Origin of the sequence: Macellibacteroides sp. (assembly GCF_050251695.1) — a bacterium.
GTDB lineage: Bacteria > Bacteroidota > Bacteroidia > Bacteroidales > Tannerellaceae > Macellibacteroides > Macellibacteroides fermentans.
In genome coordinates, this window is the sequence record NZ_JBFWMI010000002.1 from 49,661 (window position 1) to 67,526 (window position 17,866).

15 protein-coding genes are annotated in these 17,866 nt (G+C 39.8%); all 15 read left to right on the forward strand.

Annotation, left to right across the window (positions count from 1 at the left end):
- Positions 1–279: 279 nt before the first annotated feature.
- The 15 genes from AB7E53_RS00620 to AB7E53_RS00690 all read left to right on the forward strand — a co-directional run bounded on the left by AB7E53_RS00620 (position 280) and on the right by AB7E53_RS00690 (position 17,865).
- Positions 280–1,047: an SDR family NAD(P)-dependent oxidoreductase gene (locus AB7E53_RS00620; protein WP_421467275.1), complete on the forward strand. Its 768-nt coding sequence runs from the start codon at positions 280–282 to the stop codon at positions 1,045–1,047.
- Between the two features lie 494 nt (positions 1,048–1,541).
- Positions 1,542–2,345 carry a hypothetical protein gene (locus AB7E53_RS00625; protein ID WP_446773591.1) on the forward strand — a complete coding sequence of 268 codons (804 nt, stop codon included), beginning with the start codon at positions 1,542–1,544 and terminating at the stop codon, positions 2,343–2,345.
- 35 nt (positions 2,346–2,380) lie between these two features.
- Positions 2,381–4,705 carry an ATP-dependent helicase gene (locus tag AB7E53_RS00630; protein ID WP_446773593.1) on the forward strand — a complete coding sequence of 775 codons (2,325 nt, stop codon included), beginning with the start codon at positions 2,381–2,383 and terminating at the stop codon, positions 4,703–4,705.
- 76 nt (positions 4,706–4,781) lie between these two features.
- The gene (gene nspC / locus AB7E53_RS00635) at positions 4,782–5,921 is read left to right on the forward strand and encodes a carboxynorspermidine decarboxylase (RefSeq protein ID WP_079683105.1); all 1,140 of its coding nucleotides are present in this window, start codon (positions 4,782–4,784) and stop codon (positions 5,919–5,921) included.
- Between the two features lie 67 nt (positions 5,922–5,988).
- On the forward strand, positions 5,989–6,942 hold the full coding sequence (gene ftsY / locus AB7E53_RS00640) for a signal recognition particle-docking protein FtsY (protein WP_079683104.1): 954 nt from the start codon (positions 5,989–5,991) through the stop codon (positions 6,940–6,942).
- 42 nt (positions 6,943–6,984) lie between these two features.
- On the forward strand, positions 6,985–8,283 hold the full coding sequence (gene rimO, locus AB7E53_RS00645; protein WP_068185319.1) for a 30S ribosomal protein S12 methylthiotransferase RimO: 1,299 nt from the start codon (positions 6,985–6,987) through the stop codon (positions 8,281–8,283).
- An 81-nt stretch (positions 8,284–8,364) separates the two neighbouring features.
- Entirely contained in the window at positions 8,365–8,655 is a 291-nt protein-coding gene (locus AB7E53_RS00650; protein WP_446771771.1) for an HU family DNA-binding protein, read from the forward strand.
- Entirely contained in the window at positions 8,648–10,129 is a 1,482-nt protein-coding gene (locus AB7E53_RS00655) for an HU family DNA-binding protein (protein ID WP_446773595.1), read from the forward strand. Before AB7E53_RS00650 ends, AB7E53_RS00655 begins: the two co-directional genes overlap by 8 nt.
- A 148-nt stretch (positions 10,130–10,277) precedes the next feature.
- Positions 10,278–11,273: an AAA family ATPase gene (locus tag AB7E53_RS00660; RefSeq protein WP_068185313.1), complete on the forward strand. Its 996-nt coding sequence runs from the start codon at positions 10,278–10,280 to the stop codon at positions 11,271–11,273.
- A 132-nt stretch (positions 11,274–11,405) separates the two neighbouring features.
- On the forward strand, positions 11,406–12,275 hold the full coding sequence (locus tag AB7E53_RS00665; RefSeq protein WP_079683101.1) for a DUF58 domain-containing protein: 870 nt from the start codon (positions 11,406–11,408) through the stop codon (positions 12,273–12,275).
- A gap of 8 nt (positions 12,276–12,283) precedes the next feature.
- The gene (locus tag AB7E53_RS00670; RefSeq protein WP_446773597.1) at positions 12,284–13,261 is read left to right on the forward strand and encodes a hypothetical protein; all 978 of its coding nucleotides are present in this window, start codon (positions 12,284–12,286) and stop codon (positions 13,259–13,261) included.
- 1 nt (position 13,262) lies between these two features.
- Positions 13,263–14,249: a vWA domain-containing protein gene (locus AB7E53_RS00675; protein ID WP_179398348.1), complete on the forward strand. Its 987-nt coding sequence runs from the start codon at positions 13,263–13,265 to the stop codon at positions 14,247–14,249.
- An 11-nt stretch (positions 14,250–14,260) separates the two neighbouring features.
- Positions 14,261–15,280 carry a vWA domain-containing protein gene (locus tag AB7E53_RS00680; RefSeq protein WP_446773599.1) on the forward strand — a complete coding sequence of 340 codons (1,020 nt, stop codon included), beginning with the start codon at positions 14,261–14,263 and terminating at the stop codon, positions 15,278–15,280.
- 14 nt (positions 15,281–15,294) lie between these two features.
- Positions 15,295–16,008, forward strand: coding sequence for a tetratricopeptide repeat protein (locus AB7E53_RS00685; RefSeq protein WP_068185474.1), 714 nt, complete (start codon positions 15,295–15,297; stop codon positions 16,006–16,008).
- A gap of 33 nt (positions 16,009–16,041) precedes the next feature.
- On the forward strand, positions 16,042–17,865 hold the full coding sequence (locus AB7E53_RS00690) for a BatD family protein (protein WP_421467269.1): 1,824 nt from the start codon (positions 16,042–16,044) through the stop codon (positions 17,863–17,865).
- Position 17,866 lies beyond the last annotated feature (1 nt).

Sequence of the window (17,866 nt, forward strand, 5' to 3'; positions counted from 1 at the left end):
GAAGAATCGATTAAGGATAGGTTGCAAAATGGTAGTTTTAATGCTTTTATAATATGTTATATGTTAATTTAAAGTGTTAACTAAGCAAAAAATGGACTTAATTACTGCTATTATACATTTAATTTCGAATATTTTAGTAGTTTTGTAAAGTGAATTTTTTAAATAATTAAACAGGCGGGAGTCTTGCTCGGGAGAGTCGGGCTCTCTTTTTTTATAGGTGTTAGTTTGGTTGCCTTTTAATTCTTCCTTACCTTTCGGGCATTTTAAATTAAACGAACAATGAAGGATAAAATAATTTTCATTACCGGAGCTACAAGTGGCATTGGTGAGGGTTGTGCACGCAAGTTTGCTTCAGAGGGAGCAAACTTGATATTGAATGGTCGTAACCAGGATAAACTAAATGAGTTAAAGGTTGAGCTGGAAGCTGATTTTGGAATTGAGGTGTTGTTGTTACCTTTTGATGTGCGCGATCGGGAAAGAGCAAAAGTGGCGATCGAATCGTTGGAGGGAAAATGGAAGTCGATTGATGTTCTGGTAAACAATGCCGGACTTGTGATTGGTTTTGATAAGGAGTTTGAAGGTGTATTGGAAGAGTGGGATATCGTGATTGATACCAACATAAAGGGATTGCTGAATATAACAAGGCTGGTCACCCCCGGTATGGTTCAACGGGGTGTGGGGCATATTATAAATATCGGTTCCATTGCCGGTGATGCGGCTTATCCGGGGGGAAGTGTCTACTGTGCAACTAAAGCTGCGGTTAAGACTTTGTCCGATGGCCTTAGACAGGATTTAGTCGATACCCCTTTGCGGGTTACGAATATTAAGCCCGGATTGGTTGAGACAAACTTTTCGGTGGTACGTTACAGAGGTGATAAAGACGCTGCAGATAATTTCTATAAAGGGATCAAACCTTTATCAGGAAGTGATGTTGCCGAATCTGTTTATTTTGCGGCTTCGGCGCCAGCTCATGTTCAGGTGGCAGAAATATTGGTTCTTGCAACAAATCAGGCTACTTCAAATGTAACTTACAGAGCTGTTCGATAGCATTGGCTTAAAAGAATAGAACTAAGTAAATAGAACTTTTAATATAAATAGAAAAAATAGTTATCTATAATAAATAAATTATTATATTTGCAATTTGAAATTTATTTCAAATTTTAAGCAGACAGAAGTCCGGCTCGTGAGAGTCGGGCTTTTTTATTGATGTGAAGGTTACCAGTAAAAGTCTTTTTATTGCCGATATTTTAATACAGAGCTGTTATATAGCATATTTTCAAACTTATATCAATGAATCCATGTTTATGAGTGTAATAGAACATTCTTTATTATTTAACATTTAACTGGAGTATGGTCTGCTGTTTATTTTAATTGCAGATTTATTCTATATAATTTACCTGAATCTTGTTCGCGAGGGTAGGATTAGGGATTTTCAATACTTATAATAAGCCGGTCCTAGTGATAAGACCGGCTTTATTATTTTAAATTGCCTTGTTTTCTTCCACAATAGCTATATTTGTGGTTCAAAAGAAATTTACAGCATGGAATTATATCATTATACGACATTGGAGTCTTTTTTTAAAATGCTTAGCGGAGCTGGAGAAAGCGGCTTTCTAGGCATGGAGCTATCCAATTATATGTATTCTAAGGATGCATCCGGAGAGCCTTATGGCTTATCTATATTGAGGAAGGCGATAGGAATGTATGAGTTAAATCATCAAATTCCCGCTGAATCAAGCAAGGTGGAGGTTCCTTTTTTTAGAAATGACCGCAGGATGTTGGTCGGCCCCGAACAAGAGATGTATATCTATCTGCTTACCGAGTGTCAGGATTCAATGCCTTGGTGGAAAGCAGCCGGGAAAAGTGCCGTACAGGTTGCTGTAGGATTGGATTATAAAGCCTTAGTAGAATACTGTATGAATAATAATAAATTTCTACTTAAGTGTAAATATGATGACGCGGCAGTGATGGATGTATTTGTCAAACAATTTGAAAGTGAATATGATACTTTCGATTTTGACGAGGAGCACAGCCGCTTCAGTGTGCGAACAAGATTTTTCTCAATGATGTACAATGCATGTCTTGAGCTGAAAGATCCGGCTCTGTCGGATGAAAAGGAGTGGCGGATTGCATCCTTTGTCTCTCCACAGGAGGCCGATTATGTGTTCAAAAATGGCTTGATAGAACCAATTGAAATATTGAAATTGCCATCTTCTGTGCTTAAAAGTATCTGTATCCGCGCGAATGAGCGCTTTGAATTGATCATTAGCGGAATACTTGGTCTTTTGGAAAAAGAGGGCTTTGATCCCGAATTGATAGAAATTCGTAAATCGGCTTTACAATAAGCTATCTTATCATCTTATTCATTTAATTTAATTCAGTGGAAGAGTATCTAAGTCAATTAAACGAAAGTCAGCTTCAAGCGGTTACCTATTCCGAGGGACCTTCGCTTGTTATTGCAGGTGCCGGTTCAGGAAAAACGAGGGTGCTTACCTATAAAATCGCCTATCTGCTTCATCAGGGTTTTCCCCCTCAATCTATTCTGGCCCTTACATTTACAAATAAAGCTGCCCGTGAGATGAAGGAGCGTATCGCCTCTATTGTGGGTGAACAACAGGCTCGCCGACTGTGGATGGGCACGTTTCACTCCATATTTTCCCGTATTTTAAGAAGTGAAGCCTCTTATCTGGGGTATCCTTCTGCATTTACCATCTATGATTCGGCCGATTCGAAGAGTCTGCTTAAATCTATCATGAAAGAGATGCAGCTGGACGATAAGGTATATCGGATCGGTACAGTTCAGAGCAGGATCTCAAATGCTAAGAATTCGTTGATTACGGTTAAGGCCTACGAACAAAGCAAGGAGCTGATTGAGGCCGATCAACATTCGAAGATGCCTTTGATTGCGGAGATTTACAAGCGATATCAGGCTCGTTGTAAACAGGCCGGTGCGATGGATTTTGATGATTTGTTGCTGCAGACCAATATTTTGTTTCGGGATTTTCCGGAGGTGTTGGAAAAATACAGACGATTCTTTCGGTATATTTTAGTGGACGAGTATCAGGATACCAATTTTGCCCAGCATTTAATTGTACAGCGCTTAAGCGAACTACATCAGCGTATCTGTGTAGTTGGAGATGATGCGCAAAGTATCTATTCTTTCAGGGGTGCTAATATTGACAATATTCTTCAGTTTAAGAATGTGTATCCGGGATGCAAAATATTTAAGCTTGAACGGAATTATCGCTCTACGCAATCTATTGTAAATGCGGCCAATAGCTTAATTCATAAAAATAAAGAGCAGATTCATAAAACGGTTTATTCTGAAAATAGCGTAGGAGAGAAGATTCGTGTAATCTCTTCGTATTCGGATTATGAAGAGGGGTATGTGGTGGCCGGAAAGATTGCCGAGATGCGTATGGCTGGAACGCACTATACCTATTCTGACTTTGCCATTCTATATCGGACGAATGCACAAAGCCGTATCCTGGAGGAGGCATTGCGTAAACGAAACATTCCTTATAAGATTTATGGAGGACTGTCATTTTATCAGAGGAAGGAGATAAAGGATATTATTTCTTATTTCCGTGTGATTGTTAATCCGCACGATGAAGAGGCCCTGAAGCGTATTATAAATTATCCAACCAGAGGAATCGGCGAAACGACTGTGAATAAGTTGATTGCTGCTTCATCCGATAATGAAGTGAGTTTGTGGACTGTATTACAGGATCCGGCTGCCTACAAGTTGCCGGTCAACAGTGGTACTGCCAACAAACTGAACGCATTCAGGGAACTTCTTGAGAGCTTTATGCTTAAAAATGATCAACTTTCTGTAGAGGAATTGGCTGCTGTTGTTGTAAAGGAAACGGGAATTGTGGGTTCTCTTTTTCAGGACCGCTCCGTGGAGGGGATCAGTAAACAGGAGAACTTACAGGAGTTGATAAAAGGTATTTCGGAGTTCGCCGAATTAAAATTGGAAGAAGGAGCCGAATCAGTTAAGCTGGCCGATTTCCTGTCGGAGGTTTCACTGCTGACTGATCAGGATAACGACAAAAATGAAAATGCCAACAAGGTGACGATGATGACTGTTCATGCGGCTAAAGGATTGGAGTTTAAAAATGTAATCGTAGTTGGACTGGAAGAGGATCTTTTCCCTTCGCTTATGGCTAAGGATAGTCTTCGGGCTATCGAGGAGGAACGTCGCCTGTTTTATGTAGCTATTACCCGCGCCGAAGAAAATTGTCTGCTCACGTATGCCAAAAGCCGTTTCCGTAACGGACAGAGTTCTATTTGTTCGCCCAGCAGGTTTCTGAAAGATATTGATGCCGAATTTTTGGATATTCCGTCAGTTGCTTCAACTGAAGATACTTTCCAATCAAAACGAGCTGAGTATCAGTCGGCAGCTCTATCCTCATTCCGTAATCAGACGAAAGCCGAGGATGTATTCAGTTCGCCTGTTACAGCTGCTGCACAACAACGTGTTTCACACCTTACTAAAATAAATGATGCGGCTACTTCCGGCGGGAATGTTTCGGCATTGAATAGTAATTTACAACCGGGCTGCAGGGTGCGTCACGAGCGATTTGGTGAGGGTGAAATTCTTCAGATTGAAGGGACAGATGCCAATCAGAAAGCAACCGTTTTATTTGATAACTTCGGACAAAAACAGTTGCTTCTTAAGTTTGCAAAACTTACACTTGTTTAGATATAAGATGTAGCAGGTGATTTAGGGTTTTTTTAATTACCTTTGCAGCCTGAATTATGATAATATTGATTTAAGTATGATAGATTTAAATGCGATTCCATCTCCTTGCTACGTAATGGAGGAAAAATTGTTACGCAATAACCTTGCCTTAATAAAAAGAGTGAAGGAGGAAGCGGGAGTAAATATTATTCTTGCCTTTAAAGCTTTTGCTTTGTGGAAATCGTTTCCGATTGTGCGGGAATACATTCCATATTCCACTGCCAGTTCAAAATTTGAAGCGCAGTTGGCTTTCGAAGAGATGGGTAGCCCGGCGCACACCTATTCTCCTGCATATACCGAGGCTGATTTTCCGGCTATTCTGAAGTATAGTAGTCACATCACTTTCAACTCTCTTTCTCAGTTTGACCGTTTTTATCCGCTGGTGAAGGCTGATGGACGTGGCATTTCATGCGGCCTACGTATTAATCCGGAATTTTCGGATGTGGAGACCGATTTGTATAATCCGTGCGCTCCAGGTTCACGTATGGGGATCGTACGTGATTTATTGGGCGAAACTTTGCCGGAAGGAGTGGAAGGGTTACATTTTCATACCTTGTGCGAATCTTCTTCGTATGATCTTGAAAGGACTTTGCAGGAGGTTGATAAAAAATTCGGGACGCTTCTTTCTCAGGTTAAATGGCTGAATATGGGAGGAGGTCATCTGATGACCCGAAAAGATTACGATACGGCTCACCTGGTTTCTGTACTTCGTGCATTTAAAACTAAATATCCAAATCTGGAAATAATTATGGAGCCTGGAAGCGCTTTTGCCTGGCAAACCGGTTTTTTACTTACTACAGTGGTGGATATCGTGGAGAATAAAGGTATTAAAACAGCGATTATTGATGCTTCATTCACCTGTCATATGCCCGACTGCCTTGAAATGCCTTACAAACCGGCTATACGGAATGCTACGGACGCCGTGGAAGGTAAACCTACCTACCGGATTGGAGGAAACAGCTGTCTGAGTGGCGATTATATGGGAGACTGGTCGTTCGACAAACCGCTTGAAGTGGGTGATAAAGTCATTTTTGAAGATATGATTCATTATACGATTGTTAAAACATCTATGTTCAATGGTATTCCACACCCTTCATTGGCCTTGTGGAGCAAAGAGGACGAGCTTGTACTTTACAGATCGTTTGGCTACGAAGATTACAAAAACAGAATGAGTTAATGTTCTAAACAATATTTTTTGTACTTTAGCGCAATAATTAGAGTGGTATAAACTAGCAATATAAAGTATGGGTATTTTCAGCTTTTTCAGTAAAGAAAAAAAAGAGACATTAGATAAGGGATTATCGAAGACAAAAGAAAATGTATTTACCAAGATTGCCCGGGCAATTGCCGGCAAGAGCAAGGTAGACGATGAAGTATTGGATAATCTGGAGGAGGTACTTATCACTTCGGACGTTGGAGTGGATACTACACTTAAAATTATTTCCCGCATCGAGAAGAGGGTGGCCTCAGATAAATTTGTAAATACGCAAGAGCTTACGGCCATTCTGCGTGATGAGATAGCCAGTCTGCTTACCGAAAACAATACAGAAGATACGGAGGGATTTACAACTCCGGATGATAAGAAGCCGTATGTAATTATGGTTGTAGGAGTGAATGGCGTGGGTAAAACCACTACAATTGGCAAACTTGCTTATCAATTTAAAAAAGCAGGGAAAAAAGTGTATCTGGGTGCTGCTGATACCTTCCGTGCTGCAGCGGTAGAGCAGTTGGTAATCTGGGGCGAACGGGTAGGGGTGTCTGTGATAAAACAGAAGATGGGCTCTGATCCGGCTTCGGTTGCTTACGATACCTTGAATTCGGCTGTTGCCAATGATGCGGATGTGGTTATTATTGATACTGCTGGACGTCTCCATAACAAGATAAACCTGATGAACGAGCTTACCAAAATAAAAAATGTGATGAAGAAGGTTGTTCCGGATGCTCCACACGAAATTCTGCTGGTTTTAGATGGATCGACCGGACAGAATGCTTTTGAACAAGCTAAGCAGTTTACGGCTGCTACGGAAGTAAATGCACTTGCGATCACTAAATTAGACGGAACGGCTAAAGGGGGAGTGGTTATAGGTATATCAGATCACTTCCGAATACCCGTAAAATATATCGGACTGGGTGAAGGTATGGAAGATCTTCAGGTATTTCAGAGAAAAGAGTTTGTAAATTCATTATTCGGAGAATAAATATACAAAGAAGGGCTTGCTCTTCTTTCTCCATTTTTATATATGAGAAAAAATAAAGTTGATATTATTACATTGGGGTGTTCCAAAAACCTGGTTGATTCTGAGCAGTTAATGCGTCAGTTCAAGGCGAATGGGTATACTGTGGAGCACGATCCGAAAAAGATAAACGGCGAAATCGTAGTGGTTAACACCTGCGGTTTTATTGGTGATGCACAGGAAGAATCCATTAATATGATTCTTCAACTGGCAGAAGCCAAAAAGAATGGTAAAATTGGCAAGCTGATAGCTATGGGATGCCTTACCGAACGCTTCCTGGACGACCTTAAACGGGAATTACCCGAGGTGGATAAGTTTTACGGCAAATTCAACTGGAAAGAGGTGTTGTCTGATTTAGGCAAAGCCTATCACAATGAATTGTCGGACGACCGTATGCTTACTACTCCCAAACATTATGCGTATTTGAAAATTGGCGAAGGTTGTGATCGCACTTGTTCTTATTGCTCTATTCCTATTATTACAGGTAAGTATCATTCCAGACCGATTGAGGATATTGAAGCAGAAGTTAAATTGCTTGTAAAAAGGGGCGTAAAGGAATTCCAGGTTATTGCGCAGGATCTTACCTATTATGGGTTGGATTTATATAAACGCATGGCTTTACCCGAATTAATTGAACGGATTTCAGATATACCGGGCGTTGAGTGGATACGACTTCATTATGCCTATCCGGCTCATTTCCCCTACGATTTGTTACGTGTAATGCGCGAACGTGATAATGTATGTAAATACCTTGATATAGCATTACAGCATATCAGCGATAATATGCTGAAGAATATGCGTAGGAATATTACAAAAGAGCAGACATACGAACTCCTTGAACGTATACGTAAAGAGGTTCCGGGTATTCATGTGCGTACTACCCTGATGGTTGGTCACCCGGGTGAAACTGATCAGGATTTCGAAGAATTGGTCGCATTTGTAAAAGAGATGCGTTTTGAGCGTATGGGTGCTTTTACATATAGTCATGAAGCGGACACCTATTCCTATAACCATTTTGAAGATGTAATCCCTCAGGAAACAAAACAGGAAAGAATGGATTATATCATGCGGATTCAGGAGCGGATCTCTACGGAGTTGAACGAAGCTAAAGTAGGAAAGATTCTTAAAGTGATTGTTGATAGGGAAGAACCCGATTTCTATGTGGGACGATCGCAGTTTGATTCGCCTGAAGTGGATCCGGAAATTCTTATTTCCAAAGAAAAAGAACTTAAAGTAGGAGAAATGTATTTTGTTGAAATTACAGATTCTCAGGCTTTTGATTTATATGGAAAGATAGTTGATTGATTTTTATCAATCAACTATCTTTTGTGCATTTGCAAAGAATAAGTAAAATAGCACGTATTCTGATTTAATGAAGATACTGATATGAAAAACAAAGAGTTGATTTCCGAATTGTCCGACCGCTTGGGTATGAAGTCCCAGGAGGTTATTGATATGCTTGATTCTTTTTGTTCGATTGTTGGGACTCATTTAATTGAAAATGATATTGTATCTCTTCCAGATTTCGGACATTTTGAGGTGAAGAAAAAGTCTGACCGGATTTCTGTAAATCCGGCCAACGGGAAGCGTTACCTGGTTCCTCCGAAGCTTGTAGCCGTGTTTAAACCGGCAACAATCCTTAAAGCAAAATTAAAGGAGATGGCAGATAATGAATAACAAGTTGACTATACAGGAATTAGCCACGTTGTTATCTGTCAAAAGTGGTAAAGACGTGTATGAAACTGAACGTTTTATACGCGAATTTATTACGGTTGTATCTGAAGGGCTGTTTTCAGACAAAATGGTGAAGGTAAAAGGATTGGGTACCTTTAAAATTGTATTGGTGGAGGATCGTGAAAGTATTCATGTAAATACGGGTGAACGTATTTTGATTCCGGCTCATTACAAGTGTTCATTTTTACCTGATAACGAATTAAAGGAATTGGTTAATCGTCCGTTTTCTATTTTTGAGACAACTGAAATTGGAGATGCAGCTTCGTTCCAGGATATGGAAATGGCTGACGACTCAGATGAAGACGATGTAGATTCTGATTTAGAATCGGATGCAAATGAAGATGGAGAGGATTTGTCTTTACCGAAGTCTTCTGTGACTGAAAACAGGATTAACGGTTTCCTGGACAAAGAAATGACCGAAGAGCTTGCTGATCCGGAGGACTTGCCGGAAATTCATTCCCCGGAAGAAGCTTTGACTATCGATAAACAGCCGAATGGACAAATAGATACGGTAGATTCTCCGGTTTCAGACGATTCTCCGGAGGAAGTTTCAGAGCCTTATAATGAAGAAACTATAGAAATGGAAAATCCCAAAGAAGAAGATCCTATTGAAGTTGAAGATTCGATAAACATGGATGAGACTCTCTCTGAAGAGATAGATGAGTCTCCGGAAGCAGATCTTGCATCTGAAGTAGTTGATACTATCCCAGACTCGCAGGCAAATGAGTTGACTCCCGAAATTGAATCAAGCTCACAGGTTGACAATCAGGATAAAGAAAAAGAGCAGACCGAAAACAGAGAAGAAATAATACGGGCTAAGCTGGCTTCTCTTTCAGCAAAAGATCCGGTAGCATTTGTCGCTCCGGAAGCAAAACCTAAAAAGAGACGTAAACACGGCCATACTGCAACTAAAACTTTTTTCTATATCATTGTTGGTGGATTGCTTGTGACAGCTTCTGTTGCCCTGTTTTTTTATTTCCAATCTCTTGAGGTGAGAAATGCAGTGCCGATTATGATTGAAAGTGTTTCAGCGATACCGACTGAAACGCCCGCCCCGACTGATTCTGTTTTCGATGAGTCTGATTCTATTCCTTCAAATGAGAAGGATTCTGTGCCGGAGGTGGTTTCAGAACCTCAGGGTACTATGCAAACGGAGCAAGTAAAAACAAAATACATGGATACGGTCGTAATTCAAACGGGAGACAGACTCACTTTGATCTCGTTGAAGTATTACGGACATAAAATCTTCTGGGTATATCTTTATCTAGCAAATAAGGAATCTATACCCAACCCAAACAGTGTTGCTATCGGGACTAAGATACATATCCCGGTGCCCGAAACATATAATATTGATGCGAATGATGAGCAGTCCATTCGGAAGGCCGCAGCGCTTCAAACTGAGATTTTAAAGGAGTGATAAACTATTTTAATAAACTTATGCCATAAGAGTTGCTTTGGTTAGCATTATTTAACTGGTAAAGTAAGGAATACGGTTTTAACATTTCTATTTTTGTGCTGCGTTTTAAAAAGAAAAAGAATAACAAACAATATAATCAAATAATTCTATGAGTCAGACAGTAGACATTCGTGAGTTGAATGAGCGAATTGAAAGCAAAAGTTCGTTTGTGAACATGATTACCATGGGAATGGATCAGGTGATCGTAGGTCAGAAGCATTTAGTTGAATCATTAATGATTGGTCTGCTTTCGGATGGACACATCCTTTTGGAAGGTGTTCCCGGTTTGGCAAAAACCCTGGCCATAAAAACGCTGGCTTCGTTGATTGATGCCAAATATAGCCGTATTCAGTTTACACCCGATTTGTTGCCTGCAGACGTTGTGGGTACCATGATTTACAGTCAGAAGAACGAAGATTTTCACGTTAAGCAAGGTCCTGTTTTTGCGAACTTTGTTTTGGCAGATGAAATAAACCGTGCTCCGGCAAAGGTGCAGAGTGCTCTGCTTGAGGCTATGCAGGAACGTCAGGTTACAATCAGTGAGCATACATTTAAATTACCGGAACCATTCTTGGTGATGGCTACCCAGAACCCCATCGAACAAGAAGGAACCTATCCGCTTCCCGAAGCTCAGGTTGACCGTTTTATGCTTAAAGTGGTCATTAATTACCCCAAAAAGGAAGAAGAGAAACTAATTATCCGTCAGAATATCTCCGGAATAAAGAATGAAATCAAACCGGTTCTTACTAAACAGGAAATCATTGAGGCTCGTAAAGTGGTTCGTGATGTTTACCTGGACGAAAAAATAGAACGATACATTGTTGATATCGTATTTGCAACCCGTTTCCCTCAGGAACATGGCTTGGCAAATCTATCCAATATGATATCATTCGGTGCATCTCCCCGTGCATCCATCAACCTGGCGTTGGCGGCTCGTGCATACGCATTTATTAAACGAAGAGGATATGTTATCCCCGAAGATATCCGTGCGGTTTGTCACGACGTGATGCGTCACCGTATTGGTTTAAGTTATGAAGCAGAGGCAAATAACCTGACATCAGAAGAGATTATAAGCGAAATACTTAATAAAGTAGAAGTTCCTTGATTTTTTTCGAACTGTCTATTCCGCTATTATTTGTTTTATGTTTTGAGACCGAGTTACTCATCTGCGACATTGCATAGAACATATAACGGAAGTGAGTGAGGAAATTTAGTTTAAACCAAGAATGTGGTTACTATGGAAACAAGTGAACTATTAAAGAAAGTTCGTAGGATAGAGATTAAAACCCGCGGATTGTCCCGTAATATTTTTGCGGGTCAATATCATTCGGCCTTCAAAGGTAGGGGGATGGCTTTTAGCGAGGTTCGGGAATATCAGTATGGCGATGACATCCGGGATATCGACTGGAATGTTACGGCCCGCTATATACGTCCTTATGTTAAGGTGTTTGAAGAAGAGCGTGAACTTACGGTTATGCTGATGATTGATGTTTCCGGAAGTCGGGACTTCGGTTCTGTAAATGTTATGAAGAAAGAAATAATTACAGAAATAGCGGCGACTCTTGCTTTTTCGGCAATTCAGAACAATGATAAGATCGGAGTACTGTTTTTCTCGGATAAAATTGAAAAGTTTATTCCGCCTCAGAAGGGAAAGAAGCATATACTGTATATCATCCGCGAATTGATCGACTTTAAGCCTGATGATACAAAAACGGATATCAGCCTGGTATTGAAATACCTCACAAACGCAATTAAAAAACGCTGTACGGCTTTTCTTATTTCCGACTTTATAGATAAGGGCGGATTTAAAGATGCGCTGACTATTGCAAACAGAAAGCATGATGTGGTGGCGATTCAAGTGTATGACCAGCGTGAAACTGAACTTCCTTCGGTTGGACTGATGAAGGTGAAAGATGCCGAAACGGGTGCCGAACGTTGGATAGACAGTTCGTCGGCCAAAGTACGTAGTGCTTTTAGTGAATGGTGGAATACACGGCAAAATGAAATGAACAACGCATTTAAAAAATGTCGTGTCGACTCGGTTTCTGTCCGTACCGATGAAGATTATGTCAAAGCGTTGATCGCTCTATTTGAAAAACGTAATTAAGCATGCAAATGAGATACATAAATAAAGGCATTTTGTTTATTGCGATCGTATTGTCTTTCTTGCAAGGAACAAAACTATATGCGCAACAGACCCTGATTGATGTTTCAATCGATTCTGCAGCTATACTGATTGGTGAACAGACCGTATTGCATCTTACCATTACAACCGATAATGGTAAAAATGTGATTGTTCCTATACCTAACGATACCCTGATGACCGGGGTGGAGGTGCTGAATATTGCCAAGGCCGATACAACGGTTATTGATAACAACAGGTTGCTAATCAAGCAGGATATTTTGATTACCTCATTCGACTCGTCTTTGTATCTGTTACCTCCTTTTAAGGTAATTGATCAGACGGATACGATTTACTCGAATCAGGTTGCTTTAAAGGTTTCCACCATTCCTGTAAACATTGATAAACCGGATGAATTTAATGATATTAAGGATACTTGGGATCCTCGATTTGTTTTAGCGGACTATTATCTTCTCATCTACGGAGTATTGTTTGCTTGCTTTCTGATTTGTCTGATCGGATATATATTGAAAAGACTTAGAAACAGACAGTCAATCATACCATTTAAGAAACAGGAACCTAAACTTCCTCCTTTTGAGATGGCCATGAAAGAACTGGATGAAATCAAGCAACAGAAACTCTGGCAACAAGGTAGAAATAAAGAATACTATACCTTGCTTACAGATACCTTGCGCAAGTATATGGTAAATCGTTTTGGAATCAATGCAATGGAGATGACTTCCGGAGAAATTCTGGAGCTTATCCGTTTGGAAAGTGAAGCCAATTCGTCGTATAATAGTTTGAAGCAGATTCTTGAATTGGCCGATTTTGTGAAGTTTGCCAAGCTGCATCCGCTTCCCGATGAGAATGAATTGAGTCTGATGAATGCATATCTTTTTGTTAATCAAACAAAAGTAGTTGAAGTGGCATCTCCTGAAGAATCAAAAGAATCAACAGAAATAAAAGAATAAAATGGTATTTGCAAATCCTACATATCTGTTTTTATTGTTGTTGCTTATCCCGCTTATTGGATGGTATATATGGAAACTCCGTAAAAAACAGGCAAGTTTTCAGATATCCTCTTCGCAGGCATTTGATGCTCCGCAAGCAACATCTTACAAGGTACACTTAAGACATCTGCCTTTTGTATTGCGAGTTGTAGTTATCGCGCTACTTATTGTTGTTCTTGCAAGGCCTCAGTCTACTGACAATTGGGAGAATACAACAACTGAGGGTATCGATATTGTAATGGCGATGGATATATCGAGTAGTATGCTGGCCCAGGACCTGAAACCTAACCGTCTGGAAGCTGCAAAAGATGTGGCGGCGGCTTTTGTGAATGGCCGGCCAAACGATAACATTGGATTAGTTGTATTTTCGGGAGAAAGCTTTACTCAATGTCCGCTTACTACCGATCATACGGTTTTGCTTAATCTGTTTAAAGATATTCAAAGTGGTATGATTGAAGATGGTACAGCTGTAGGATTGGGGCTAGCCAATGCTGTTAGCCGTATCAAAGACAGTCAGGCTAAATCGAAAGTAATTATATTACTTACCGATGGATCCAATAATATGGGTGAAATAGCTCCTGTAACAGCTGCCGAGATTGCTAAAACTTTTGGTATCAGGGTTTATACGATTGGGGTTGGTACCCAGGGAGAAGCTCCATATCCTTTCCAAACAGCTTTTGGTGTTCAATATCAGAATGTAAAAGTTGAAATTGATGAGAAAACTTTAAACGAGATTGCCGTAACAACAGGAGGTAAATACTTCAGGGCTACAGACAATGCCAGCTTAAAGTCGATCTATTCTGAAATTGATCAGATGGAAAAAGTAAAAATCAGCGTGCAGCAATATAGCAAGAAGCAGGAAGAATATAAAGACCTTGCTTTACTCATATTTGCATTATTGCTGATGGAGATTTTATTGAGATATACATTGTTTAGAAATATTCCATAAATAATAGGCTTATGTTTCGTTTTGCAAATCCCGAGTTTTTATACTTGCTGTTTATTCTCCCGGTATTGCTTGCAGTATATGTTTATGCATACTTGCAGAAGAGAAAGGCAATAAAGAGATTGGGAAATCCTGAAATTCTGTCGCAATTGATGCCCGAAGTATCACCCAAACGACAGTTTTTGAAGTTTTGGTTCATATTTGGAGCTGTGGCTGCAATTATTTTTGTAATAGCAGGACCTCAGTTTGGCTCGAAACTTGAAACTGTTAAGCGTCAGGGGGTAGAGATAATGGTTTGTCTGGATGTATCCAACTCTATGTTGGCTGAAGACGTTTCGCCTAATCGTCTGGAAAAATCGAAGCAGATGCTTTCCAAACTAACAGATGGTTTTACCGATGATAAAGTGGGATTGATCGTTTTTGCGGGAGATGCATTTACGCAGCTTCCCATTACATCCGATTACATTTCTGCCAAGATGTTTTTAACATCCATCAATCCATCCATGGTTTCTGCTCAGGGTACTTCAATCGGCGCTGCCATTAATCTGGCTGCACGCTCTTTTACTCCTAATGAAACTTCGGATAAAACGATTGTGCTTATCACGGATGGCGAAAACCATGAAGATGATGCTATCGGAGCTGCTTCTGCTGCTGCAGAAAAAGGCATTCATGTCAATATTGTTGGTATTGGTTTGCCTAAAGGTGCTCCTATTCCATTGCAGGGAACAAACAATTACATGAAGGATAAAGACGGAAATGTGGTTATAACTATGCTTAATGAGCAAATGTGCCAGGAAATAGCCGCTGCTGGAAAGGGTATGTATGTTAGAGCCGATAATACAAATTCCGCATTGAAAGCTTTACAGAAAGAAATCGACAAAATGAAGAAAACAGAGCTCGACAGCAAAGTTTATTCAGAATATGATGAACAGTTTCAGCTTGTGGCATGGATAGCTTTATTTTTGCTTATCGTTGAACTGCTGATCTTTGATAGAAAGAACAGGATTTTTAGGAAAGTAAAGATTTTTTCGTAAATTAGGACGTTATGATGATAATTAAGAGACCGATATTTATAGTTGCTCTATGTCTGATGGGGGCAAGCTTTACTTTTGCCCAAAAAGCAGAACGAAAGAATGTTCGCGAGGGAAATAAATTATATAAGAAAGAGAAATATACAGAATCCGAGATTTCTTACCGAAAGAGCCTGGAGGTAAATCCACGTTCGATTGAAGGTACCTATAATCTGGGTAATTCATTATATAAGCAAGGTAAGTTTCCCGAAGCAGCCGAGCAATATCAGCTGATAGCTGCACAAGAGAAAGATCCGGTTAAGCTGGCACAGGTTTTTCATAATTTAGGTAATATTTCTATGAAAAACAAGCAATATGATAAGAGTGTACAGGCATACCGGCAATCATTGCGCTTGAATCCTAAAGATGATGAGACCAGGTATAACCTGGCACTTGCTCAGAAGTTGCTGGAGAATCAGCAGAATCAGGATCAGAGTGAAGAACAACAGAACAAAGATCAAAAAGATGATCAGAAGAACAAGGAAGATCAACAACAGAATCAACAACAACAGCAAGACGATAAAAAACAAAATAAAACACAGGAAGAGCAACAGCAAAATGAGCAAATGAGTAAAGACAATGCTCAGCAGATGCTTGATGCTTTCCTGCAGGATGAAAAGGATACTCAAGAAAAGGTCAAGAAGGCGCAAATGCAACAGCAACAGCGCAGAAGAACAGAGAAAGAGTGGTAATATTTAGATAAAAAACAGAAAAAATATATTATAATGAGAAAATTAGTTTTCTTATTTTCGCTTCTCCTTTTTGTGTTAGTGTCTGAAGCTGCTGATGTAAAATTTACAGCTTCGGCTCCTAATGCGATTGTTATGGGTGAACAGTTCAGGTTGTCTTTTACGGTCAATGCTGAAGCGAAGGATTTGAGAGTGCAGGAAATGCCTGATTTTGAGGTTCTGATGGGCCCCTCACAATCTAAATCGTACAGCTCGTCTTGGGTTAATGGTCAGAGTACGAGTGAAACGACGATTACTTATACCTATATTTTGATGCCCAAAAAAGTAGGTACATTCAATATTGCACCGGCTACCATTAAAGTAAATGGGGCAAACTATGTTTCTAACGCTTTATCGATAAAGGTTTTGCCTCCGGATAAAGCTGCTGCCGGATCAGGAAATTCATCATCAGAAGGAGCATCCTCATCGCAACCAAGCTCTCAGGCAATTACAAGCGATGGCCTCTTTGTTAAAATGTTGGTAGATGATCGCAATGTATACGAACAACAAGGTTTTGTTGTAACATTTAAGTTGTATTCTCTTTATGACTGTGGTCTGACCGGAGTAAAATTCCCCGAGTTTGAAGGTTTCCTGGCACAAGAAGTAGAATTACCCGAACAAAAGCAGTGGGGACTTGAAAATTACAATGGCAGAAACTACCGTACAGTAGTTTTGAAGCAAACCGTTTTATATCCGCAGCGTTCTGGAAAACTAACTATCCCTGCGGGTAAATTCGATGCTGTTGTAAGAGTGAGAACCCAACAAAAGGTGCGTAGCATATTTGATGATTTCTTTGATTCTTATCAAGATGTTAAGAAGGTGATTACATCTTCTCCAGCTTCGGTTACAGTAAAACCATTGCCAGCAGGCAAGCCTGCTTCATTTTCTGGAGCAGTTGGCAACTTTACCATGAATGCTTCCATCAATTCCGATAGGGTTAAAGCAAATGAAGCTGTTACGATAAAACTTAAACTGACAGGAAACGGAAATGTTAAACTCATCAAGAATCCTGAGGTTGTTTTCCCGAATGACTTTGAAATTTATGATCCAAAAGTTGAAACGGATATTAAAACAACTGCTGCCGGAGTTTCTGGAAGTAAGACTATTGAATACTATGCTATTCCAAGATATGCGGGTGACTTTGAAATTCCTGCCATAGAGTTTTCTTATTTCGATACAAAATCTCTATCCTATAAAACGCTGAAAGCCGGTCCGTACAAGCTTCACGTTGAAAAAGGAGATGGTAATGCAGCTTCGCCGGTTATAAACAATTTTGGCGAAAAAGAAAGCTTGAAATATATTGGTCAGGATATCAGATATCTTAAAATCAACGATGTTAGATTTGTTTCAAAAGATGACGTATTCTTTGGCTCTTTTATTTACGTGCTATGTTACTTAATTCCTTCAATATTATTTGTCGTATTTTTCTTTATCTACCGTAAGCAAGTAAAAGAAAATGCCAATATTGCTCTGGTTCGCACCAAGAAAGCGAATAAGATGGCTGTTAAACGCCTAAAGAATGCAGGTAAACTTTTAAAAGCTAATGACAAAGAAGCATTTTACGAAGAGGTTTTACGTGCTTTGTGGGGATATTTAAGTGATAAATTGAATATTCCTCAATCTAATCTTACAAAAGATAATGTTGAAGCAGAATTAATTAAATATGGCGTTGACGAATCTTTGATTAATGAGTTTATGCGTATTTTGAATACATGCGAATTTGCACGTTATGCTCCAGCTCAAAGTTCGGATGCGATGGATAATCTGTACGAACTAACAGCCGATGCAATTGGAAAAATGGAAAACACAATCAAAAAGTAAC